This window comes from Bacillus sp. J33 (genome assembly GCF_000518885.1).
In the GTDB taxonomy this organism is placed as follows: domain Bacteria; phylum Bacillota; class Bacilli; order Bacillales; family Cytobacillaceae; genus Cytobacillus.
Map to the genome: position 1 here is coordinate 1 of NZ_JAEL01000096.1, position 22,830 is coordinate 22,830.

21 protein-coding genes are annotated in these 22,830 nt (G+C 42.5%); 19 read left to right on the plus strand and 2 right to left on the minus strand.

Going from position 1 to position 22,830, the window contains the following annotated elements:
- On the minus strand, positions 1–257 hold a 257-nt coding region (locus tag L634_RS33565), incomplete at its 3' end, for a helix-turn-helix domain-containing protein (protein WP_034263094.1).
- Positions 258–855: 598 nt separating this feature from the next.
- On the opposite strand from L634_RS33565, the gene mnmE reads away from it, so the two are divergent.
- From mnmE to L634_RS0122675, 7 genes are all read left to right on the plus strand, one after another.
- The gene (mnmE, locus tag L634_RS0122645) at positions 856–2,241 is read left to right on the plus strand and encodes a tRNA uridine-5-carboxymethylaminomethyl(34) synthesis GTPase MnmE (RefSeq protein ID WP_026584415.1); all 1,386 of its coding nucleotides are present in this window, start codon (positions 856–858) and stop codon (positions 2,239–2,241) included.
- Between the two features lie 316 nt (positions 2,242–2,557).
- Positions 2,558–4,447 carry a tRNA uridine-5-carboxymethylaminomethyl(34) synthesis enzyme MnmG gene (gene mnmG / locus L634_RS0122650; protein ID WP_026584416.1) on the plus strand — a complete coding sequence of 630 codons (1,890 nt, stop codon included), beginning with the start codon at positions 2,558–2,560 and terminating at the stop codon, positions 4,445–4,447.
- 237 nt (positions 4,448–4,684) lie between these two features.
- A complete protein-coding gene (rsmG, locus tag L634_RS0122655) occupies positions 4,685–5,401 on the plus strand; it encodes a 16S rRNA (guanine(527)-N(7))-methyltransferase RsmG (RefSeq protein WP_026584417.1) in 717 nt (238 codons plus the stop codon).
- 141 nt (positions 5,402–5,542) lie between these two features.
- The gene (gene noc, locus L634_RS0122660; RefSeq protein ID WP_026584418.1) at positions 5,543–6,424 is read left to right on the plus strand and encodes a nucleoid occlusion protein; all 882 of its coding nucleotides are present in this window, start codon (positions 5,543–5,545) and stop codon (positions 6,422–6,424) included.
- 240 nt (positions 6,425–6,664) lie between these two features.
- Positions 6,665–7,426 carry a ParA family protein gene (locus tag L634_RS0122665; RefSeq protein WP_026584419.1) on the plus strand — a complete coding sequence of 254 codons (762 nt, stop codon included), beginning with the start codon at positions 6,665–6,667 and terminating at the stop codon, positions 7,424–7,426.
- A complete protein-coding gene (locus L634_RS0122670) occupies positions 7,419–8,264 on the plus strand; it encodes a ParB/RepB/Spo0J family partition protein (RefSeq protein ID WP_026584420.1) in 846 nt (281 codons plus the stop codon). The genes L634_RS0122665 and L634_RS0122670 overlap by 8 nt, the downstream gene beginning before the upstream one ends.
- A gap of 125 nt (positions 8,265–8,389) precedes the next feature.
- Positions 8,390–9,103 carry a DUF554 domain-containing protein gene (locus L634_RS0122675; RefSeq protein WP_026584421.1) on the plus strand — a complete coding sequence of 238 codons (714 nt, stop codon included), beginning with the start codon at positions 8,390–8,392 and terminating at the stop codon, positions 9,101–9,103.
- A 100-nt stretch (positions 9,104–9,203) separates the two neighbouring features.
- Here the strand turns inward: L634_RS0122675 and yyaC are convergent, their stop codons facing one another.
- A complete protein-coding gene (yyaC, locus tag L634_RS0122680; RefSeq protein ID WP_026584422.1) occupies positions 9,204–9,833 on the minus strand; it encodes a spore protease YyaC in 630 nt (209 codons plus the stop codon).
- Positions 9,834–10,180: 347 nt separating this feature from the next.
- On the opposite strand from yyaC, the gene L634_RS0122685 reads away from it, so the two are divergent.
- From L634_RS0122685 to tnpA, 12 genes are all read left to right on the plus strand, one after another.
- Positions 10,181–11,083, plus strand: a complete 903-nt coding sequence (locus L634_RS0122685) for a mechanosensitive ion channel family protein (RefSeq protein ID WP_026584423.1) — start codon at positions 10,181–10,183, stop codon at positions 11,081–11,083.
- 2 nt (positions 11,084–11,085) lie between these two features.
- Positions 11,086–11,283 carry a DUF951 domain-containing protein gene (locus L634_RS0122690; protein WP_026584424.1) on the plus strand — a complete coding sequence of 66 codons (198 nt, stop codon included), beginning with the start codon at positions 11,086–11,088 and terminating at the stop codon, positions 11,281–11,283.
- A 298-nt stretch (positions 11,284–11,581) separates the two neighbouring features.
- Positions 11,582–13,585: a molybdopterin-dependent oxidoreductase gene (locus tag L634_RS0122695; protein WP_232233823.1), complete on the plus strand. Its 2,004-nt coding sequence runs from the start codon at positions 11,582–11,584 to the stop codon at positions 13,583–13,585.
- Between the two features lie 509 nt (positions 13,586–14,094).
- Positions 14,095–15,195, plus strand: a complete 1,101-nt coding sequence (gene ychF / locus L634_RS0122700) for a redox-regulated ATPase YchF (RefSeq protein ID WP_026584426.1) — start codon at positions 14,095–14,097, stop codon at positions 15,193–15,195.
- Between the two features lie 474 nt (positions 15,196–15,669).
- The gene (rpsF, locus tag L634_RS0122705; RefSeq protein WP_026584427.1) at positions 15,670–15,957 is read left to right on the plus strand and encodes a 30S ribosomal protein S6; all 288 of its coding nucleotides are present in this window, start codon (positions 15,670–15,672) and stop codon (positions 15,955–15,957) included.
- A 37-nt stretch (positions 15,958–15,994) separates the two neighbouring features.
- The gene (gene ssb, locus L634_RS0122710) at positions 15,995–16,504 is read left to right on the plus strand and encodes a single-stranded DNA-binding protein (RefSeq protein ID WP_026584428.1); all 510 of its coding nucleotides are present in this window, start codon (positions 15,995–15,997) and stop codon (positions 16,502–16,504) included.
- Between the two features lie 62 nt (positions 16,505–16,566).
- Positions 16,567–16,806, plus strand: coding sequence for a 30S ribosomal protein S18 (rpsR, locus tag L634_RS0122715; RefSeq protein WP_026584429.1), 240 nt, complete (start codon positions 16,567–16,569; stop codon positions 16,804–16,806).
- A 461-nt stretch (positions 16,807–17,267) separates the two neighbouring features.
- Entirely contained in the window at positions 17,268–18,206 is a 939-nt protein-coding gene (locus tag L634_RS0122725; RefSeq protein ID WP_026584431.1) for a YybS family protein, read from the plus strand.
- Positions 18,207–18,237: 31 nt separating this feature from the next.
- The gene (locus L634_RS0122730; protein ID WP_026584432.1) at positions 18,238–20,211 is read left to right on the plus strand and encodes a DHH family phosphoesterase; all 1,974 of its coding nucleotides are present in this window, start codon (positions 18,238–18,240) and stop codon (positions 20,209–20,211) included.
- Complete coding sequence (rplI, locus tag L634_RS0122735; RefSeq protein ID WP_026584433.1) at positions 20,208–20,657, plus strand: 50S ribosomal protein L9; 450 nt, start codon at positions 20,208–20,210, stop codon at positions 20,655–20,657. The genes L634_RS0122730 and rplI overlap by 4 nt, the downstream gene beginning before the upstream one ends.
- Positions 20,658–21,121: 464 nt before the next feature.
- Positions 21,122–22,486 carry a replicative DNA helicase gene (dnaB, locus tag L634_RS0122740; RefSeq protein WP_026584434.1) on the plus strand — a complete coding sequence of 455 codons (1,365 nt, stop codon included), beginning with the start codon at positions 21,122–21,124 and terminating at the stop codon, positions 22,484–22,486.
- Between the two features lie 179 nt (positions 22,487–22,665).
- A partial coding sequence (gene tnpA / locus L634_RS32950) for an IS200/IS605 family transposase (protein ID WP_157452445.1) occupies positions 22,666–22,830 on the plus strand: 165 nt, incomplete at its 3' end.

Below are 22,830 nucleotides of genomic sequence, written 5' to 3' on the forward strand. Positions count from 1 at the left end.
CTAGCAACCTCACGTATAGAATACTCCCCAGACTGACAATCTCTAATGGCAGCTAGCTTCAATTCCTTGGAATACTTTTTCCAAGTGGAAGACTCTTTTAGACCTTCAAAACCACACTTATCATACTTGTGTTTCCACTCCAAAATCGTTGAAGGGTGCACGTTATATTTTGACTCAAGTTCATATGTTGAATAATGCTCGTCTAATTCCTTTAATATCTCGTATTTCTCTTCTGCAGAGTAAGATCTTTTAGACATAATAAATACTCCCCCATAAGCAGCCAGATTTTTATTTTTAATCTGTCTACCTAAAGGGGAGCATATCAATTTAAGGATTGGGGTTTTTTTGTCAAATATTCTTTTTCGTTTGCTGCTTTTCAATGGGTAACCAAGTTTAGCCAATTGATTTGATTACAGCGGAGGGGACTTGACTCCTGCTCAGAAGAGAGGGAGTCGGAGACCCCACAGGCGAAGCCGAGGCTCTCATTCCTCCCCGCGGGAAAGCTGGAGTGCCCGAAGCGGAAATCAACAAGCAAAATTTGAAAGTAAAAACAACAACTAATAAGAAAAGAGCCTTTTTATAAAAGCATCTATTCCTCAGCAAAATATTAAATATGATTGGTTTTATTGTTATTCACATGTGGATAAGTTAAAATAGAGCATATTAATTATGAGGCGTGTGGATAATTGGTTTTTGGCGAAGGATTAAAGATATCTGTGGACAAGTATGAAATGAGCGGATTGAATGCTTTTATAAAAAAAAGGCATGTGATATTCTATTAATTTGGGTAATCAATATCATAATCATTTATTTATATAGATCGATGAGAGACACTGAAAAAGAGAGGTGAAAAGAGTGGAGTTCGATACAATAGCGGCCATTTCAACACCGATGGGTGAAGGGGCTATTGCCATTGTCCGGCTAAGCGGGGACCAGGCATTTGAGATTGCGGATCGCTTGTTCAGAGGGGTTGGAGGAAAACGTTTGAAGGATGTAGCCTCCCATACGATCCATTATGGGCATATTATAGATCCGAAAACAGGGCAAGTGGCTGAAGAAGTTATGGTTTCCGTTATGAAAGGCCCGAAAACTTTTACAAAAGAAGATGTTATTGAGATTAACTGCCATGGAGGCTTGGTTTCTGTTAACCGTGTACTGCAGCTTTTATTAAATAATGGAGCGCGGCTGGCAGAACCAGGTGAATTTACAAAAAGGGCTTTTTTGAACGGCCGAATTGACTTGTCTCAGGCGGAAGCTGTGATGGATTTAATCCGTGCGAAAACAGACCGGGCCATGAATGTGGCTCTCGGACAGATGGAAGGGCGGCTTTCTAAGCTTATTCAAAAGCTCCGACAGGAAATTTTAGAAATCCTTGCTCATGTGGAAGTGAATATCGACTATCCTGAATACGATGATGTAGAGGAAATGACTCACCAAATGCTGCTGGAGAAATCTTCTTACGTAAAGAGGGAGATTGAAAAGCTGCTGCAGACCTCGCAGCAGGGGAAAATTTTGCGTGAAGGGCTTTCAACTGTAATTGTCGGGCGTCCAAACGTAGGAAAATCATCTTTATTGAATAGCCTTGTCCATGAAAATAAGGCAATCGTTACAGATATACCAGGTACTACCCGAGATGTAATTGAAGAGTACGTAAATGTCAGAGGTGTTCCTCTCCGATTGCTGGATACAGCCGGAATCCGGGAGACGGAAGATATTGTTGAACGGATTGGCGTTGAAAAATCCAGACAGGTATTAAGGGAAGCAGACCTAATACTGCTGGTGCTCAATTATTCGGATGAATTGACGTCAGAGGATGAAAATATATTTAAAGCGGTAGAAGGCATGGATGTCATTGTGATCGTCAATAAAACGGACCTGGATCAGAAAATCAATATGGAACGAGTTAAAGAGCTTTCGAAAAACCATAAGCTCGTTACGACTTCTTTATTAGAAGATAAAGGAGTGGACGATCTGGAAGAAGCAATTGCTTCTCTTTTCTTTGAAGGATCCATTGAAGCCGGGGATATGACGTATGTATCCAACATCCGCCATATTGCCCTTTTAAACCAAGCTTTAAATGCTATTGATGAAGCTATGCAGGGTGTTGACATGGGAACGCCGATTGACATTGTGCAAATTGATTTAACGAGAACTTGGGAGCTGCTTGGCGAAATTATTGGCGACAGCGTCCATGAAAGCTTGATTGACCAATTATTTTCGCAGTTCTGTTTAGGGAAATAGAAAAAATATGTCATTAAGCAGTTAATTATATATTTAACTATGAATTGTCTAGCTCCAGCGCCTACCCCCTCGAGGTCACAAGCTTGTCTAGTTGCGGCTCCTAGGGACTCGGGGGCATAAGCCGTTTCCTTTCAGAAGGAAAAACACCTTCTTACAGGAACCGTCTTTTGCCTGTCGTCCCTGGGCAGTCGCCTCCACATTTCGGGCAATCCTCCCAGGAAGGTAAAAAACATCTTCCCGTGAGGCTCGTCTTGTGCATGCCGGGGGTGACCAAGGCGCTTGCGCTTTTCTAATTTGCAGTAAAGGAGGCCGCATCATGACATATGAAGCTGGAAGTTATGATGTCATAGTAGTCGGTGCCGGACATGCGGGGGTTGAAGCAGGCCTTGCTTCGGCTCGTCTTGGCGCAAAGACATTAATGATTACGATAAATTTGGATATGGTAGCCTTTATGCCCTGCAATCCTTCTGTAGGAGGACCTGCTAAGGGGATTGTTGTAAGGGAAATAGATGCGCTTGGCGGTGAAATGGGCAAGAACATTGATAAAACCCATATTCAGATGCGCATGCTTAATACAGGAAAAGGCCCTGCAGTCCGTGCATTGAGAGCCCAGGCCGATAAATTCACGTATCAGCATGAGATGAAAAAGACTTTGGAAAATGAACCAAACCTGACACTGATTCAGGGAATGGTAGAGCGCTTGATTGTAGAAGACGGAGAATGCAAAGGTGTTATAACGCAGACAGGTGCAATGTATTCCTCTAAAGCAGTTGTCATTACAACAGGAACTTTCCTTAGAGGGGAAATTATCCTTGGAGAACTTAAGTACTCCAGCGGTCCTAATAACCAGCAGCCATCCATTAAGCTTTCCGAGCATTTACAGGAACTTGGCTTTGACTTGGTGCGTTTTAAAACGGGGACTCCTCCTCGTGTTAACAGCCATTCAATCGATTACAGCAAGACGGAAATACAGCCTGGCGATGATGTGCCAAGGGCCTTTTCCTACGAAACAACCAAGTATATAACAGACCAGCTTCCGTGCTGGCTGACGTATACAAACGAAGAGACGCATACGCTGATTGATAATAATCTTCACCGATCGCCCATGTATTCCGGAATGATAAAAGGGACGGGACCTCGCTATTGCCCATCCATTGAGGATAAGGTAGTCCGCTTTAATGACAAGCCCCGCCACCAGATCTTCCTTGAACCTGAAGGACGGAATACACAGGAAGTATATGTTCAAGGACTTTCAACAAGTTTGCCTGAGGATGTTCAGCAAAAGATTCTCAGAACCATTCCTGGGCTGGAGAATGTCCAGATGATGCGTGCAGGCTATGCGATTGAATACGATGCCATAGTACCTACACAGCTTTGGCCAACACTTGAAACAAAGAAAGTAAAGAATCTTTATACTGCTGGCCAAATCAACGGTACTTCGGGCTATGAAGAAGCTGCTGGACAAGGGCTTATGGCTGGCATGAATGCCGGCTTAAAGTCTCTTAACAAAGAAGAAGTGATTCTAAGCCGTTCTGATGCTTATATCGGTGTACTGATAGATGATTTGGTTACAAAAGGCACCAATGAGCCATATCGTTTATTAACATCAAGAGCGGAATACCGATTGCTTCTTCGCCATGATAATGCTGATCTGCGTTTAACAGAGCTCGGTCATAAAGTTGGGCTGATTCGTGAAGAGCGCTATGAAAAATTCCTGTTGAAAAAACAGGCGATTGAGGAAGAGAAAAAGCGACTTCAAGGCATTATTATTAAACCAACGAGTGAAGTACAGAATTTGATTAAGAGCCAGGGCGGCAGCGAGCTAAAGGATGGCATCCGGGCATCTGATTTGCTGAAGCGGCCGGAGATGACATATGAACATATCCAAAAGCTTGCTCCAGCTGAGGGACAACTTGATCCGGACGTAACCGAACAGGTAGAAATCCAAATCAAGTATGAAGGATATATTGAAAAATCACTTCAGCAGGTTGAGCGCCTGAAGAAGATGGAAAGCAAAAAAATCCCTGAAAACATTGATTATGATGCCATTAACGGGCTTGCATCCGAAGCGAGGCAAAAGCTGAAAGAAGTTAAGCCGCTATCGATTGCCCAGGCATCCAGAATTTCCGGTGTTAACCCTGCTGACATTTCTATTTTGCTTGTTTATCTTGAACAAGGCAGAATTGCAAGGATATCAGCGGAGTAAGGAAAGCGGAGGCGGCCTTGCCCCCTTCGGAACGCAGACTAAAAACGCCACGTCCTGTGGCAACGGCTTTTGACCTCGAGGAGGTAGGCGCTCCTCCTAAAAGCTAACGCTTTTAGTCGTGCGATGATTATGCTGCCGTAGCGTTCCTTGTGGAGCTAGACAGTTCCCGAAGTTCAAGGTTATACTTTTGTATCCAATAATTAATCCGATCATGTCTCACAGCGGAAAGGATTTGCTATGAATATAGATCAATTTACAGAAATGCTGGCGGCGAAAGGGATTTCTCTTTCGCCCCGTCAATTAAATCAATATGAAACATACTATTCCACATTGGTGGAGTGGAATGAAAAAATGAATTTAACAGCCATTACGGACAAAGAAGATGTGTATCTCAAGCATTTTTACGATTCAATTACTGCGGCATTTTATTTTGATTTCAATCAGCCGCTTAAAGTCTGTGATGTCGGAGCTGGTGCAGGATTTCCAAGTATTCCGATAAAAATTGCATTTCCGGATTTACATATTACGATCGTTGACTCTCTTAATAAACGCATAGGGTTTCTCGAGCATTTGGCCAAGGTGCTGGAATTAAAGAACGTCCGTTTTATTCATGACCGTGCGGAAACTTTCGGGCAAAACAAGGAATACCGTGAGTCCTTTGATGTTGTAACAGCAAGGGCTGTTGCGAGATTGTCAGTACTAAGCGAGCTTTGCTTGCCGCTGGCAAAAACAGGCGGCGCATTTGTTGCCATGAAGGGTGCAAGTGCTGNGGAAGAGCTGGATGCAGGCAAAAAAGCGATAACCGTCTTAGGCGGAAAACTCAGTTGTACTCATACTTTTACATTGCCAGAAGAAGAAAGCGAGCGTAACATCTTAATTATTAAAAAGGAAAAAAGCTCACCCAAAAAGTACCCAAGAAAGCCGGGTACTCCCAATAAAACACCAATTGAGTAGGGTGCGAATTTCTGCAATGTATGACATAATAGTTTAGGATAATCGATCTTTTTCCAGATAATATATTGTTACAGTTCGGCAGGAAATGTCATTATTATAGAGAATATGTAATAGGGAGTTTCGTAAAGGTGGTGCAGGGTGATGAAGCATTCTTTCTCACGCTTTTTTGGCCTAGGCGAAAAGGGAGAACAAGTTACAGCAGAAAAAACAGAAGAAGAACAATTGGATATTGAAGACTTAAGCGAAAAAGAAGAAGTTAAGAAAATACCTATTGAAAAAATTGTTCCTAACCGTTTTCAGCCAAGAACGGTGTTTGATGATGAAAAAATAGAAGAACTTTCTCGGACCATCCATACACATGGAATCATCCAGCCGATTGTTGTACGGGAGTTTGAAGATGGCCAGTATGAGATTATAGCCGGTGAACGCAGATATCGGGCCATGAAAAAGCTTGGATGGGAAGAGGCGCCAGCAATCGTTAAGAACCTTAGTGATACGGAAACCGCTTCGGTTGCACTGATTGAAAATCTTCAAAGGGAAGAATTATCCCCGATTGAAGAAGCTGTTGCCTATGGAAAGCTATTGGAGCTGCATAATCTGACACAAGAAGCATTGGCTCAGCGACTTGGAAAAGGCCAATCAACCGTTGCGAATAAGCTGCGTCTGTTAAAATTACCCCAGCCTGTCCAGGATGCGCTGTTAAGCAAATCCATTACAGAGCGCCATGCCCGGTCACTCATTCCGCTAAAAGACCCTGAAAAGCAGGTTTCATTGCTTCAGGAAATTGTGGAAAAAAACTTGAATGTCAAACAGACAGAAGACCGGGTCGTAAAGATGCTGGAACAGAAAAATCCAAAGCCAAAGCCAAGGCGGAAAGCCTTCAGCAAGGATATGAGAATCGCGGTCAACACTATCCGCCAATCTCTTTCCATGGTTTCTGACAGCGGCATCAATCTTGATTCCGAAGAAGAAGAATTTGATGAGTTCTACCAAATCACAATTAAAATTCCTAAAAAGAAATAACTGATCATAACGCGAGAAATGAAGCAGGGTCCTCCTGTTTTGTCTCTCGCGTTTTTCTGTTTCTTTGAATGTGCCAGAAGCGTTCTCATACCAAAAGACTGTTAGAATCTTCTTATTTTTAACAAAAAAATAATTCTAATCTCGTTTTCGTGATAAAATAGACTACGTAATTTAACAATAATGACTAGATTAGCAGATATATAGATTGTGTTATTTTTTATCATGAAAGCAGGTGACACCGTGGGTAAGATTATAGCCGTTGCGAATCAAAAAGGCGGAGTGGGCAAAACGACTACTTCCGTTAATTTGGGGGCATGCCTGGCATACATAGGAAAGAAAGTACTTTTGGTTGATATTGACCCCCAGGGAAATGCAACAAGCGGGATTGGCATTGAAAAAGCAGATGTTGATCAATGCATCTATGATGTACTTGTAGATGATGTGGAAGCTTCAAAGGTAATTAAGCAGACATCAGTTGAAAATTTATATGCCATTCCTGCTACTATCCAGCTGGCTGGTGCGGAAATTGAACTTGTTCCTACCATATCAAGAGAAGTAAGGCTAAAAAGGGCCTTGGAAGAAGTGAAAGCAAACTATGATTATATTATCATTGATTGCCCTCCTTCTCTTGGGCTGTTAACCATTAATTCGCTTACTGCATCCGATGCCGTCATTATACCGGTTCAATGTGAGTATTATGCGCTTGAAGGCTTAAGCCAGCTTTTAAATACTGTTCGCCTGGTGCAAAAGCATTTGAACCATGATTTAAAAATCGAAGGCGTTTTGCTGACGATGCTTGATGCACGTACGAACTTGGGCATACAGGTGATTGAAGAGGTTAAGAAATACTTTCAGGACAAAGTATATAAAACTATTATTCCCCGCAATGTGCGGTTAGGCGAGGCTCCGAGCCATGGCGAACCTATTATTACTTATGATCCGAAGTCACGCGGAGCTGAAGTATATTTAGAATTGGCAAAGGAAGTGGATTCAAATGGCTAAAGGTTTAGGCAAAGGTCTGAATGCCTTTTTTAATAATATGGAAGTGGAAAAAGAAGAAACGGTAAAAGAAGTGAAAATTAAAGAACTTCGTCCAAATCCTTATCAGCCTCGAAAAGTCTTTGAAAAAGAAGCAATAGATGAATTAAAGCAATCCATTATTGAACATGGCATTTTGCAGCCAATCATTGTTCGAAAAAGCATCAAGGGCTATGAGATTGTGGTTGGCGAAAGGCGCTACCGGGCAGCAAAAGAAGCGAATCTGGAAACGGTGCCTGTTGTCATTAAAGAATTAAATGAGCAGCAGATGATGGAACTGGCTGTCCTTGAAAACCTTCAGCGCGAGGATTTAACCCCTATTGAGGAAGCCGCAGCATACCAGCTGTTAATGGATAAGCTGAAGGTCACACAAGAAGAACTGGCCAAACGGCTTGGAAAAAGCAGGCCGCACATTGCGAATCATATCCGTCTCTTATCACTTCCGCCCAAAATTCAGGAACTGATATCAGATGGGAAAATTTCTATGGGCCACGGGCGGGCGCTTCTTGGATTGAGAAAGAAAGAAAAATTGCCGGCCCTTGTTGAAAAAACGGTTAAGGACGGGCTTAATGTCCGACAGCTTGAGCAGCTGATCCAGCAGCTCAATGATGTTTCACGTGAAACGAAGAAGCCTAAGGTTCAGAAGGACATTTTCATTAAAGAGCGTGAATCTTCTTTAAGAGAAAGGTTTGGAACGACTGTTCATATTAAACAAACCAAAAACAAAGGGAAAATTGAAATTGAATTTTTCTCTAAGGAAGATTTGGAGCGTATTATGGAACTTTTAGATACCCATTCTTAAGCCATCTTCAGGATGGTTTCTTTTTTTAACCATTTTACTAAAAAAAGATTGAAGATCCGTGTCTTTCGTGGTACTGTAAACGGAAAAATTCGTGATACGAAATAATAATAGATAAGGTGAAGAATATGTTTCTGCTTGGTACGCTAGTGAATGGGTTGTTAATTATTGTCGGCACCTTTTTAGGGAAATTGCTTCATCGCATTCCTGAGAATATGAAAGGAACGGTGATGCATGCCATAGGCCTGGCTGTTATGGTACTTGGCCTTCAAATGGGATTTAAGAGTGAAAATTTTCTTGTTGTCATATTAAGCCTTGTGTTTGGTACGGTTATGGGTGAATATTTTGAACTGGAAGACAAATTGAACAGGCTTGGCAACTGGCTGGAGAAAAAAATTGGTTCAAAGGGCGAAGGCAGCATTTCGCAAGGCTTTGTTACAGCTACACTCATTTTTGTTATTGGTGCTATGGCCATTATTGGAGCGCTTGACAGCGGGATTAGAGGAGATCATTCCGTTCTTTATACAAAATCGATTATTGATGGCTTTACATCCTTAATACTGACCACTACGCTTGGAATTGGGGTTTTGTTTTCAGCCTTTCCAGTCATGCTCTATGAGGGTTCGATTGCCCTTTTTGCTACTCAGATTGACAGGTTCGTCCCGCAGCTGCTTATGGACAGTTTTATTAAGGAAATGACTGCTACAGGAGGAATCATGATTTTCGCCATTGGCCTTAATTTAACTGGAATTACCAAAATTAGGGTAGCAAACCTCTTACCAGGTATTTTGGTGACCGGAGTGATTGTTTCCGTTATCTATTTTTATGGAGTCTATTTTTAAAAAAGTTCAGAAGACCTTCCGAAAAGGTTCCGAGGTGTAAAACTCTGTTCTAATGGGCAAAAAAGCCATGGAAACTGAAGATCCATGGCTTTTTTGCTCTTTAAGGTGTTTGTTCACGATTCAGTTCCCACTTAAATGCAGGCCAAGCGGATGCTGATTGATGGGTAAGGCTTGCTTCATAAATGCCATTGGCAATCGTTTTAGCCATTTTTAATACAAGGTTAAGCCTCGTATTTTGCAGGACAAAGAACTCCATAAAGCCGCTTACGTTCACAATGCCGGTGATGTGCATGTGCCCTACCTCAGGCAAATCTTTATTCACTCCAGCACCAGGTTTTACAGGCCCTTCTCCTATTTGGATGACTCCGACACTTTTTAAGCGTCCCAGACACGCATCAATGCCAATAATATAAGGATTAAAATGTTTTTTCTTAATCTCGTTCAGCTTTTCTTCCAGATTTACTGCATGGATAGGATCCTCCAGTGTCCCATAGACATGAAAGGAAGATATGGATTTTTCCTCGAGGAGTGTACCTACAAGCGGGCCTAAAGAATCGCCAGTAGAACGGTCTGTTCCAATGCAGACAAAAACGATGGGACGGCTTCCAATGCCTGAAGGCAATATATTTTTCAGCTCTGCGGCCAATTTGGCAGCAGAGTTTGTTTCTTCGTGCGATATTCTGGCAGAAGCCCCGCCTTTTTTGTCAAACAAATTTGGTTTGAAGTTCATATAGGTCCCACTCCCTCTTTATTCCTTGCCATGCCGGTTCAAAGTGATGAGAATATGTTAATGGCGGTTCATATTATTTAAACGTTTTTAACAGTATACGGAAATCTTGTGCAATCTATACATACCTGTAATATTTAATGTTTAAACAATAACGCTATTTAAGGTTTGGTTAATTTTTGCAAAACGAATAACTGTAAAGAAAAGTGAAAAATTGATAAAATAAGTTTGTTTTTAAAGGGATTAGCACTGTAAGGTAAGATACAGTATAATTTCATTCAGTTAGTAAAAAGGCCTATCAATAAGTATTGCTTTTTTATTACTTTCACTTAAAAGAAGCAGGTGAAACTATGGGTTATATTGAAAAACTGATTAACAATATGATAGATAAGCTCACAGATGAAAATACGTGGGAAATGATCGGAGAAGGCTTTTTGAAGATTATTGCCATATTGATCATAACGGGAATTCTGATTAGGATCGGGAAACTGGCTATACGGAATATTTTTAAAGTAAGGACGCCATCAAGGCTAAGGATCTCCGAACGGCGTGAAGCGACCCTGCTGAAATTGCTGGAGAATATGCTTACTTATGTTGTATTCTTTGTTGCGGCAATCATGATTTTATCGGTGCTGACCATTGATGTAAAAGCCCTTTTGGCCGGTGCTGGGATTGTGGGATTGGCTGTGGGGTTTGGAGCGCAGAGTCTTGTTAAGGATATCATAACAGGATTCTTTATTATCTTTGAAGATCAGTTCTCGGTTGGAGATTATATCCGAATTGACCAGTTCGAAGGAACGGTTGAAGAAATCGGTCTTCGAACAACAAAAATTAAAAGCTGGACCGGTGAGATTCATATTCTTCCAAATGGAAGCATTCTGCAAGTAACAAACTTTTCTTTGACTAACAGCATCGCCTTTGTGGATGTCAGCATTGCATACGAAGGGGATATTGTACAAGCGGAAAAAGTGCTTCAGGAATTATTTGAAAAGCTGCCTGAGAAATACGAAGATATGGTAAAACCTCCTGAAATTCTCGGTATCCAAAATCTTGCGGCGTCTGATGTTGTCCTGCGAGTCGTTTCAGAAACGCTGCCAATGAGGCATTTTTACATTGCACGCCAATTGCGTAAAGAAATTAAGCTTTGTTTAGATGAGAATGGCATTGAAATTCCGTTCCCGCGTCTTGTTATGTATACACGGAATGAAGATGGGCCTGTCAAGGATAAACCAAAACTGAATTCGGAGGGATAACAATGGAACAAAAGGAATTTGATTTACATGATGTCGTCGAAATGAAGAAGCCGCATCCATGCGGTGCAAACCGTTGGAAGGTCATCAGAATGGGAGCAGATATCAGAATTAAATGTGAGGGATGCGGACACAGTGTCATGATCCCAAGAAGAGAATTCACCCGTAAAATGAAAAAAATCCTCGTTAAGCATGAGGGATAATTTTAGATAAAGTGAAACTTCCATTAGTCGGGGGGGGGGGGGGTATCCCCCGCTGATGGAAATTGTAGCCTGCATAACTCAGGTCACTCAGACGCTGCCATAGGACAAGGAACTACGGCAGCAATACATCACACGACAGAAAACTATAGCCTTTTTGGAGGACGGTGTCTGGGTTCTGATAATCGGGCTTTTTAGGGCGGTTGATCCCCTCTTAGAATTCTTTCTTGATTCTCGAATGGTTGTGGGGTTTTACTGCCCGTTAATGCGGGCTCAATAGAAAATCAGGGAGATGAGGTTCTTGGAGCATAAATTAAAGTCAGCATGTCCCCTTAATTGCTGGGACAGCTGCGGCTTTCATGTAACAGTAGAAAACGGTAAGGTTACGAAAATAGATGGTGATAAAGAACACCCAATTACAAAAGGAAAAATTTGCGGCCGCGGCAGGATGCTTGAGAGCAGAACCAATTCACCTGAACGTTTGCTTTATCCATTAAAGAAGGTGAATGGCGAGTTTAAGCAAATCTCGTGGGAGCAGGCTTTACAGGATATTTCCCTGAAAATGAAGGAGTTAAAAGATACGGTTGGAACAGCTTCCATCCTGCATAGCCATGATTACGCCAATGGCGGATTGCTGACGAACCTGGATCAGCGTTTTTTTAACTGTTATGGCGGGGTTACTGAATTAACGGGTTCCATTTGCTGGGGGGCCGGAATAGAAGCGCAGAGCTGGGATTTTGGGGATTCCTATAGCCATGGGCCGGCAGATATTTTAAACAGCAGGCATATAGTTATCTGGGGCAGAAATGTGGCCCGTACCAATATGCATTTATTTCAGATGCTGCAGGAAGCAAAGAGAAATGGATCCAAGCTGTATGTAATCGATCCGATCTATAATGCCACTGCCAAAATAGCTGACCATTATTTTTCTGTGAAACCGGGGATGGATGGGCTGCTTGCGGCCGGCATCATGAAGGAAATGCTGCGTCTCGGCCTGGAGGATCGGAATTTCATAGAAAACTATTCTATAGGTTTCGAAGACTTGGCTGAGCTTTTAAATAATGTATCGCTCGAGGAAATTACAGAGAAAACCGAAGTGCCCGCTGAAATAATGACCAAACTTGCAATTGTGTACGGGGACCGCCCTGTTTCCACTTTTTTCGGATTGGGCATGCAGCGGTATGAAAACGGAGGCAATACAATCAGGTTAATGGATGCATTGGTTGCATTGAGCGGGAATATTGGCATCCCGGGAGGCGGGGCGAATTATGCCAATAGGCAGGTTGGCCAGAGCTTTGATATAGCCGCCCTTGCCCTCCCCCATCGTAAAACCGCTTCAAGACAGTTTACGATGATGAGACAGGCAGAGGGAATATTGACGGCAAGGGATCCTGAAATAAAAATGATTTTTGTGACCTGTGGAAATCCTTTGACCCAGGTTCCGGATTCTTCAAGAGTCCATGAGGCTTTTTCCTCTGTGGATACAGTTGTTGTCATGGAGCAGTTTATGACGGATACGGCAAAAATGGCTGATTATGTTCTGCCGGTTGCTACCGTTTTTGAACAGGAAGATCTCTATTATTCCTCCATGTACCATCACTATGTAAACTATGGGCCCAAGCTGGTAGAACCGCCAGGAGAAGCTAAGCCTGATTTATGGGTATGGACTGAGCTGGCCAAACGCCTTGGGTTCGGAGCTGATTTTGATTTTACTAGAGAAGAGTTTATCCGTATGGGGCTCCAATCTCTTGAAGAATATGAAATCACACTCGAAAGCTTACGGGAATCCTATCATAAGGAACTTCCGGTTGAGACGGTGCCTTGGGCAGACCGCCAATTTAAAACGCCGAGCGGAAAGTATGAATTCACCTCATCATCAGCCTTCCGAAAGGGTTACGAAAATAAGCTGACACTGGCGCTTCCTCGGGAAACAAAGTGGACAGATCAAAAGCTTGCTGAGAAATACCCTTATACATTATTAACGATTCACCCTCTTCGCTCCAATCATTCACAGCATTATCATTTGCTGAAGCCAGAACCAAAAGTGAAGGTGGAGATCGCTGAGAACATTGCCATGAAGCTTGGACTTGAAGAAAATGACTTTGTCAAAGTGTGGAATGACCGGGGGGAAATGAAGGGCTTCGTCCATATCTTAAAAATGGCCCACCCGGATACCATCAATATCGATGAAGGCATTTGGTCAAAATTCGGAGGCCCTGTCAATAACCTAACTTCCAGCCTCGAATCCGACAACGGCTTAGGCAGCACCCTGTATGACTGCCTTGTTAACATTGAAAAAATCTAAGCGGGTGCCAGGTACCTGTACCAATTTTGCTGGCTGGTATAGGGCCCTGGTGTTTTTTTTTGAAAAGATAAGGAGTGTAAGTTTGAACTTCGATAACTGTCTAGCTCCAGCGCCTACCCCCTCGAGGTCACAAGTTTGTCTAGTTTCGGCTCCTAGGGACTCGGGGCATAAGTTGTTCCTTTCAGAAGGGAGAACACCTTCTTAAAGGAACCGCCTTATACCTGTCGTCCCTGGGCAGTCGCCTCCACATTTCGGACAATCCTCCCAGAAAGGCAAAGAACGCCTTCCCGTGAGGCTCGCCTTGTGCTTGAGGCCCGCAGGACGCGGATCATGCAGACGCACAGGACGTGGCGTTTTTAGTCTGCGTTCCGAAGGGGGCAAGGCGCCTCCGCTTTTCTTGTTGCCTTTACTTTTCCCAGGCAAATATCTATAATTGTTAGAGGCTTGTTTAAATTGGTATGAATCGGATTTTTATAGATGATATTTTAAACTATTGAGGAGTGACTTGGATGGCTTTAACAGCTGGTATTGTAGGTTTGCCGAATGTCGGAAAGTCTACTTTGTTTAATGCAATTACCCAGGCGGGAGCGGAGTCTGCAAACTATCCGTTCTGTACAATTGATCCAAATGTGGGGATTGTAGAAGTGCCTGATCACCGTTTAAATAAATTAACTGAATTGGTTCAGCCTAAAAAGACTGTTCCGACAACATTTGAATTCACCGATATTGCCGGGATTGTAAAAGGTGCCAGCAAAGGGGAAGGCCTGGGAAACAAATTCCTTTCACATATTCGTGAAGTGGATGCCATTTGCCAGGTTGTCCGCTGCTTCGCCGATGACAATATTACTCACGTTTCAGGTAAAGTGGATCCAATCGATGATATTGAAACGATCAACCTTGAGTTGATTCTGGCTGATCTTGAGTCTGTTGATAAGCGTATTGGCCGTGTAAGCAAGTTGGCTAAGCAAAAGGATAAAGATTCTGTGTTTGAGCTTGAAATTCTTGAAAAATTAAAAGAAGCATTCGAAAATGATAAGCCAGCGCGTACAGTTGAATTTACAGAAGAACAAATGAAGATTGTAAAAGGCCTTCACTTGCTTACAATCAAGCCTGTTCTTTATGTGGCAAATGTAGGTGAAGATGATGTAGCTGATCCTTCTGGAAATGAATATGTTCAGAAGGTAAGAGAATTTGCTCAAAAAGACAATGCGGAAGTCATTGTCATTTGCGCAAAAATCGAATCCGAAATTGCAGAGCTTGAAGGTGAAGAAAAAGAAATGTTCCTGCAGGAGCTCGGCATTGAAGAATCAGGCCTTGACCAGCTGATCAGAGCGGCTTACAGCCTGCTTGGCCTGGCAACTTACTTTACTGCTGGCGTACAGGAAGTCCGTGCATGGACATTCCGCAAAGGCATGAAGGCTCCTCAATGTGCGGGAGTTATTCACTCCGACTTTGAAAAAGGCTTTATCCGTGCAGAAACCGTTTCCTATGACGACCTTGTAGCTGCAGGCAGCATGACAGCAGCCAAGGAAGCTGGCAAAGTCCGCCTGGAAGGTAAAGAGTATATTGTTAAAGATGGCGATGTTATGCATTTCCGTTTTAACGTTTAATAATAGAGAGCTCCTTTCTTAAGGGGTTCTTTTTTTGCTATTTTAAGGTGGGGAAAGTTTATATTAAGTGCTTGTGATTTTCACCTTGAGGGCAGTGTGAAATTGATACACCGCGGAGTGACCGATAAAAATGAAATCTGACCGATATTCCAGCTGAGAACTGAACTGCATCTTCAAATAACAGCAAAAATAGCTGTTATAAAGTCAATTAAGGACAAAATGGGAAAAAATCAGAATAAAAGGCTACAAAAAGAATATTCAATTCGAAAAAATCCCATCATCAGGGATGCCTTTATTAGCCGGTAAATTTACAAAATGTCCAAACCATATCTATAGAAACTTTCAATCTCTAATCCACTCCAGCAGTTATTGCTTTTCCAAAATTAATGTGCTATAATTTCAACTTGTGAGTAATGAATATATTGCTCCTTGCCCTTTTTTTAAGGGCCGTTAGTCCAAAAGGAGGTGAAAGTGATGAGAAAGTACGAAATCATGTACATCATCCGCCCAAACATTGAAGATGAGGCTAAAAAAGCTCTTGTTGAGCGTTTTAACACAATCTTAACTGATAATGGTGCGGAAGTAACTGAATCAAAAGATTGGGGTAAGCGTCGCCTTGCATACGAAATCAATGATTTCCGTGATGGCTACTACCAACTAATGAACGTTAACGCTGAAGGAAAAGCAGTTGACGAGTTCACTCGTTTAGCTAAAATCAGCGAAGACATCATCCGTCATATCGTAGTTAAAGACGAAAAATAATAGATAAAGCAATTTTTACCGAGAGGAGTTGATTCTGATGATGAACCGTGTTGTTCTTGTCGGACGTTTGACAAAGGATCCTGATTTGCGGTATACCCCGAATGGAGTAGCTGTCGCTTCATTCACTCTTGCAGTGAATCGTACTTTTACGAATCAGCAAGGTGAGAGGGAAGCAGACTTTATCAACTGTGTGGTGTGGAGAAAGCCTGCTGAAAACGTAGCGAATTTCCTTAAAAAAGGAAGCCTCGCAGGCGTAGACGGCCGAATCCAGACGCGCAGCTACGAAGGCCAGGACGGAAAGCGCGTTTATGTGACAGAAGTCCAAGCTGAGAGTGTGCAATTCCTTGAGCCGAAGAACAGTTCTGGCGGCAGAGGCGACAATATGAATTACGGCGGTCCAAGAGATCAGGATTTCCCATTTGGTAATAACAACAATCAGAATCAACGCCAGGATAATCGTAATCAGGGCGGCTATACCCGTGTGGATCAGGATCCATTCGCAAATGACGGCCAAATCGACATTTCCGATGACGACCTGCCATTCTAAGTAGTGACTGATTAACGAACGGATATAAATATAAAGTAAAAAGCTAAAGGAGGTAAATGACCATGGCTGGAGGACGCAGAGGCGGACGTGCAAAACGTCGTAAGGTTTGCTATTTCACTGCAAACGGAATCACTCACATCGACTACAAAGATGTGGATCTTCTTAAAAAATTCATCTCTGAGCGCGGCAAGATTTTACCACGTCGTGTAACAGGTACTAACGCTAAATACCAACGTAAATTAACGATTGCTATTAAGCGTGCGCGCCAAATGGCATTACTGCCATACGTAGCAGGTGAATAATAATATTGAAAAGACGCCGGTTTTGCCGGTGTCTTTTTTATTGTGCAGGAAATTATAAAATCCAAACATGTGAATACATTGAGAAAAGTTGTCAGCATCCGGCTCCTGCGCCTAGATCCTCGGGGATGGTCAAGGCGCTTCCGCTTTTGTTCTTAGTTTCGAAAATCATAAGTTTCTTTGAATGTCTGATTCCCCATTCTTTAAGAGTTAAATGATTTTTGCACCCTGTTGATTGGAGCGGAAAGCGAGTGCCTCGTGCTGAAGGCAAAATTAACAGAGCCTTAAGATAAAAATAGAATAGGCAGCCATTGAATCTTTCCGAATAAAACAGTAAGGTTGAACCTGCCATCAATACTAGCTAAAATAGGTTTTATGAGTTGCCATTTATGGAATGGATTTAAAAAGCCAGGAAAAGCTAACCTTTATCGGCTTTTTGGACATGCAGTTTGAGGGGTGTAGAAATGAATAATGTACATAAATTAACGGAAGGCGCGGTACTGTTAGCTGTATTCGCAGTGCTTCTTCTGATTTCCCTATATGTGCCGGTTCTGGGCACAGTTTCGATTTTCTTCTTAGCACTTCCGTTTATTATGTTTGCGGCAAAGAATAGTCGGATGAGTTCCTTTGTTTTTTTAACAGGAGGTGTACTGCTTTCATTAATTATCGGTTCGATAGCAGCGATTCCTCTTGCACTGTCCTTTGGACTGACAGGAACGGTCATTGGTGATTTTATCAGAGAGCAAAAAGGAAGAACGGCTTCCTTTATTGCGGGGACGCTTGTTTTTCTTGCCAGTTTATTGGTGCAGTATGCGGCTGCTGTAGCTTTATTTAATGTGAACTTTATAAAAGAAGGCATCGGGCTAATAGAAGAGTCCATTGACATGTCTAGAGGAATGCTGGAAGGCATGGGGCAAAATGTGGACGGCGCGGTCATGGATCAGCTTACAGCCGGGGTAAAGATGATTGAAACCTTAACGCCAAGCTTGTTTGTAATGGCGGCTGTCATCTCTGTTTTCTTCATTCAATTGGTATCATTTCCGATTGCTAAACGATTCGGCATTAAGGTTGAGGGCTGGAAGCCTTTCAGGGAAATGAGCCTGCCCAAAAGTATCTTATGGTACTATTTAATTACGATTGTGGCATCGTTTGTTTTCAATCCTTCTGAAGGCAGCTATTGGTTCCTGGCCCTTGTGAATATCGCATTTATTCTGCAGCTGTTTATGATTATCCAAGGGATTTCCTTTATTTTCTTTTTCAGCCATTTAAAAGGATTTCCAAAAGCGCTACCTGTTATTGCAACAGTATTTACATTTCTGATTCCATTTCTCCTTTATATTGTGAGGATATTAGGTATAATTGACTTAGGATTCGATTTAAGGCAAAGATTAGGAAAAAAGTGATGAACAACACTACTGTTTAGGAGCTGAAAACATGCCTTCGTATTTAGAAAAGCGGTCTATGCGCTATTCCTTATTTGGATTGATGGGCATAACAGTGGTGCTTCTCGTACTATTGGCGTATTATAATTGGCTTTTTGCACTAATAGGGCTGTTTCTGGCCATCCTTCCTTTCTACTACCTTTTTCAGCTGGACCAAAAGCAAAGGAAGGAAACGGAGGAATACATTTCTACCCTATCTTACCGGGTAAAAAAAGTCGGCGAAGAAGCTCTTATGGAAATGCCAATCGGGATTATGCTGATCAATGATGATTATTATATTGAATGGACCAATCCCTTTCTAGCATCTTGCTTTGATGAAGATACGCTAGTTGGAAGATCGCTTTATGATGTCGGGGATTCGCTTGTTCCCCTCATTAAACAAGAGGTGGAAACAGAGATTATTACACTTCACGACCGGAAATTCAGGGTGATTCATAAGCCCGAAGAACGCCTATTATACTTTTTTGATGTAACGGAACAGACAGAAATTGAAAAAATGTATCAGGAAGAAAGAACTGTTATTGCATTTATATTCCTGGATAATTATGATGAGCTGACACAGGGCATGGACGACCAAACAAAGAGCAGCCTAAACAGCCTGGTTACCCAGATTTTAAATAAGTGGGCACAGGATAACGGAGTCTTCTTAAAAAGGGTTTCGTCTGAAAGGTTTATTGCCGTTTTTAATGAACATATTTTACAGCTGCTTGAAAAAGGGAAATTTACGATCCTTGATGACGTTCGGGAGACAACATCCAAACAAAATGTGCCTCTTACGTTAAGTATTGGTGTAGGCACGGGTGTGTCTTCGCTTCCTGAGCTGGGTTCTCTGGCACAATCCAGTTTAGATTTGGCTTTAGGCCGAGGAGGCGACCAGGTAGCGATAAAACAGACGAGTGGAAAAGTTAAATTCTTCGGAGGAAAAACCAATCCGGTTGAAAAACGGACCAGAGTCCGGGCACGCGTCATCTCACATGCTTTAAAAGAGCTTATTTCCGAAAGCGACAAAGTCATCATTATGGGCCATAAGAGTCCGGATATGGATGCCATTGGAGCGGCCATTGGAATCCAAAAAGTAGCGCGCATGAATCAGCGCGAGGGCTATGTTGTTGTGAATTTCAATGAATTGGATACAGGTGTGAGGCGGATGATGAAGGAAATTGAGAAGAATGAAGAGCTCTTTTCCAAATTCATCACACCGGAACAGGCATTTGAAATGGCTACAGATGATACCCTGCTTGTTGTGGTAGACACCCATAAGCCTTCCATGGTGATTGAGGAAAAATTGCTTCATAAAATAGAAAATGTTGTGGTGATTGACCATCACCGCCGGGCAGAAGAATTTATTCATAATCCTCTTCTAGTCTATATGGAGCCATATGCTTCCTCAACGGCTGAGCTAGTTACAGAGCTTCTGGAATACCAGCCGAAAAACGGCAAAATCGAAATGCTTGAAGCAACTGCACTCCTGGCAGGCATCATTGTTGATACGAAGAGCTTTTCACTCAGAACAGGCTCCAGAACGTTTGATGCGGCCTCTTACTTGCGTTCGCAGGGTGCAGATACGGTACTTGTCCAAAAGTTTTTAAAAGAGGATGTAGACACGTATATCAAGCGTGCAAAGCTGATTGAGACCGTTCAATTTTACCGGGATGGAATTGCAATTGCAAAAGGGCAGCCAGACCAGATCTTTGATCAGGTGCTCATTGCCCAGACTGCGGATACACTGCTGACAATGGATGGGGTTGTCGCTTCCTTTGTCATTTCGAACCGTTCCGAGAATATGATCGGTGTGAGCGCGCGTTCCCTCGGGGATATCAATGTTCAGGTAATTATGGAGAACCTTGAAGGCGGAGGGCATTTGACAAACGCTGCCACACAGCTTCATGATGCAACGCTTGATGATGTCGAAGTCCGTTTGAAACAGGCTATAGATGAATATTTCGAAGGGAGAAAAAAGGAATGAAAGTAATTTTTTTAAAGGACGTTAAAGGCAAAGGCAAAAAAGGTGAAGTGAAAAATGTAGCAGACGGCTATGCACACAACTTTTTGATTAAACAAGGGCTTGCGGTTGAAGCGAATCAGGCCAATATCAGCAGCCTGAATGCGCAAAAGAAAAAAGAAGAAAAGCTTGCCGCTGAAGAACTGGCTGAAGCTAAACAATTAAAAGAAAAGCTGGAAAAGCTGACTGTAGAATTTACGACAAAAGCCGGTGAGGGCGGACGCCTATTCGGCTCCATCACAAGCAAGCAAATTGCTGAAGAACTTCAAAAGAAACATAGCATCAAAATTGATAAGCGCAAAATTGAAATGGATGATGCCATCCGTTCACTTGGCTACACGAAAGTTCCGGTTAAGCTCCATACTGAAGTGATGGCTACACTGAATGTTCATGTAAAAGAGGCGAAATAATAACCTCTCCTTCCATATACACTAATATTGGAAGTAGATTTTGCGTATAAACATGTTAAAATAAAAGGGTTGATTAAAAAATGTGATCAGTTTTTGCTGGTCACATTTTTTAAAGGAATTATAATTTTATTAAAGGGCCAGGTCTTTATTTTGGCTTGTTTTCGTAAAGTTTGCTGCTTTTTGGGCGGCTAAATAAGTCTAACTAGTGAGTTGATTGTAGCGGAGGGCACATGACTCCTGCTGAGAAGAGAGGGAAGCGGGAGGCCCCATAGGCGAAGCCGAGGAGGCTCTCATTCCTCCCCGCTGGAAGCTTGAGTGTCCCGTGCTGAAATCAACGGGCAGATTATATAAGTTAAACAATAATTTATGAGAAAAGAGCCTTATTTTTTATAGAATAGCTTTAATTCAAGTTATGAATGGCGCTAATTTGCCGCTTACGCTTTAATTTAAGGAGGTTTGAATAGATGAGTGATTTATTTGCAGATCGGCTCCCGCCTCAAAATATGGAAGCGGAACAGGCAGTGCTTGGGGCAATCTTTCTTGAACCCTCCTCTCTTACACTAGCATCAGAAATTTTAATACCTGAGGACTTCTATCGGGCAGCTCACCAGAAAATTTTTAATGTCATGCTCAAGCTGAATGATCAGGGAAAAGCGGTCGATTTAGTAACTGTAACGGAAGAACTCAGTGCGGCAAAGCTGCTGGAGGATACTGGAGGAGTCAGCTATTTAAGTGAGCTGGCAGGATCCGTTCCAACTGCCGCGAATATAGAGTATTACGCCAAGATTGTTGAAGAAAAATCATTGCTTCGCCGTTTGATCCGGACTGCTACAGGTATTGCCCAGGACGGATATACCCGTGAAGATGAAGTGGAAGTACTTTTGGGTGAAGCCGAGAAAAATATTCTTGAGGTTGCGCAGCGCAAAAATGCAGGAGCCTTCCATAACATCAAGGATGTCCTTGTCCGTACCTATGACAACATTGAGGAAATGCATAACCGCAAAGGTGATATTACAGGAATTGCAACCGGGTTCGCCGAACTGGACCAGATGACAGCCGGATTCCAGCGAAATGACCTTATTATCGTTGGTGCCCGTCCTTCTGTGGGTAAGACAGCCTTTGCCTTGAATATTGCCCAAAACGTTGCCGTAAAAACAGGTGAAAACGTCGCGATCTTCAGTCTTGAGATGGGTGCAGAACAGCTTGTTATGCGTATGCTATGTGCGGAAGGAAATATTGATGCTCAAAGGCTGCGTACAGGCTCTTTGACAGATGAGGACTGGGGAAAATTGACGATGGCAATGGGAAGCTTATCGAATGCAGGCATTTTTATCGATGATACGCCTGGAGTCCGCATTACAGATATCAGGTCAAAATGCCGCCGTTTAAAGCAGGAGCACGGTTTGGGCATGATTTTGATCGACTACTTGCAATTGATCCTGGGCAGCGGCCGCTCCGGAGAAAACCGTCAGCAGGAAGTATCTGAAATTTCGCGTTCCCTCAAAGCATTGGCACGTGAGCTGCAGGTTCCGGTTATCGCCCTGTCCCAGCTCTCCCGTGGAGTGGAGCAGCGCCAGGATAAACGGCCAATGATGTCAGATATCCGTGAATCCGGTAGTATCGAGCAGGACGCCGATATTGTGGCGTTCTTATACCGTGATGACTATTATGACAAAGAGTCAGAGGATAAAAATATTATCGAAATTATTATCGCTAAACAGCGTAACGGCCCTGTTGGCACGGTACAGCTTGCGTTTGTAAAAGAGTATAATAAATTCGTAAACTTGGAAAAACGCTTTGACGATTCATTTGCTCCGCCTGGTGCATAAATAGCAAAAAAGCAAGCACAATTGATGCTTGCTTTTTTTATTATAGGTTTTAAAACCACGTGCTCTGCACGTGTGAAAACAAAGCTTCTAGAGTGGTAATGTGACATAAAAAAACTCCTATCGTTATAATAGAAACTGGCCGTCAAACCAACTTCTATATAACGAAAGGAGCAGTACTCATGAGTGACAATAGTTTATCACATACCAGGTGGAATTGTAAGTACCACATCGTTTTCATCCCAAAATACAGAAGAAAAGTAATTTATGGAAAGTTGAGACGAGATATAGGAGCGATATTGAGAAGGCTGTGTGAAATGAAAGATGTGGAAATCATTGAAGCACAT

Coding starts and splice junctions, on each gene's coding strand:
- ychF (WP_026584426.1), top strand. CDS start 14,095: ATGGCTTTAACAGCTGGTATTGTAGGTTTGCCGAATGTCGGAAAGTCT.
- L634_RS0122670 (WP_026584420.1), top strand. CDS start 7,419: ATGGCTAAAGGTTTAGGCAAAGGTCTGAATGCCTTTTTTAATAATATG.
- L634_RS0122690 (WP_026584424.1), top strand. CDS start 11,086: ATGGAACAAAAGGAATTTGATTTACATGATGTCGTCGAAATGAAGAAG.
- L634_RS0122725 (WP_026584431.1), top strand. CDS start 17,268: ATGAATAATGTACATAAATTAACGGAAGGCGCGGTACTGTTAGCTGTA.
- rpsR (WP_026584429.1), top strand. CDS start 16,567: ATGGCTGGAGGACGCAGAGGCGGACGTGCAAAACGTCGTAAGGTTTGC.
- ssb (WP_026584428.1), top strand. CDS start 15,995: ATGATGAACCGTGTTGTTCTTGTCGGACGTTTGACAAAGGATCCTGAT.
- L634_RS0122685 (WP_026584423.1), top strand. CDS start 10,181: ATGGGTTATATTGAAAAACTGATTAACAATATGATAGATAAGCTCACA.
- noc (WP_026584418.1), top strand. CDS start 5,543: ATGAAGCATTCTTTCTCACGCTTTTTTGGCCTAGGCGAAAAGGGAGAA.
- L634_RS0122730 (WP_026584432.1), top strand. CDS start 18,238: ATGCCTTCGTATTTAGAAAAGCGGTCTATGCGCTATTCCTTATTTGGA.
- rplI (WP_026584433.1), top strand. CDS start 20,208: ATGAAAGTAATTTTTTTAAAGGACGTTAAAGGCAAAGGCAAAAAAGGT.
- mnmG (WP_026584416.1), top strand. CDS start 2,558: ATGACATATGAAGCTGGAAGTTATGATGTCATAGTAGTCGGTGCCGGA.
- dnaB (WP_026584434.1), top strand. CDS start 21,122: ATGAGTGATTTATTTGCAGATCGGCTCCCGCCTCAAAATATGGAAGCG.
- L634_RS0122675 (WP_026584421.1), top strand. CDS start 8,390: ATGTTTCTGCTTGGTACGCTAGTGAATGGGTTGTTAATTATTGTCGGC.
- yyaC (WP_026584422.1), bottom strand. CDS start 9,833: ATGAACTTCAAACCAAATTTGTTTGACAAAAAAGGCGGGGCTTCTGCC.
- rpsF (WP_026584427.1), top strand. CDS start 15,670: ATGAGAAAGTACGAAATCATGTACATCATCCGCCCAAACATTGAAGAT.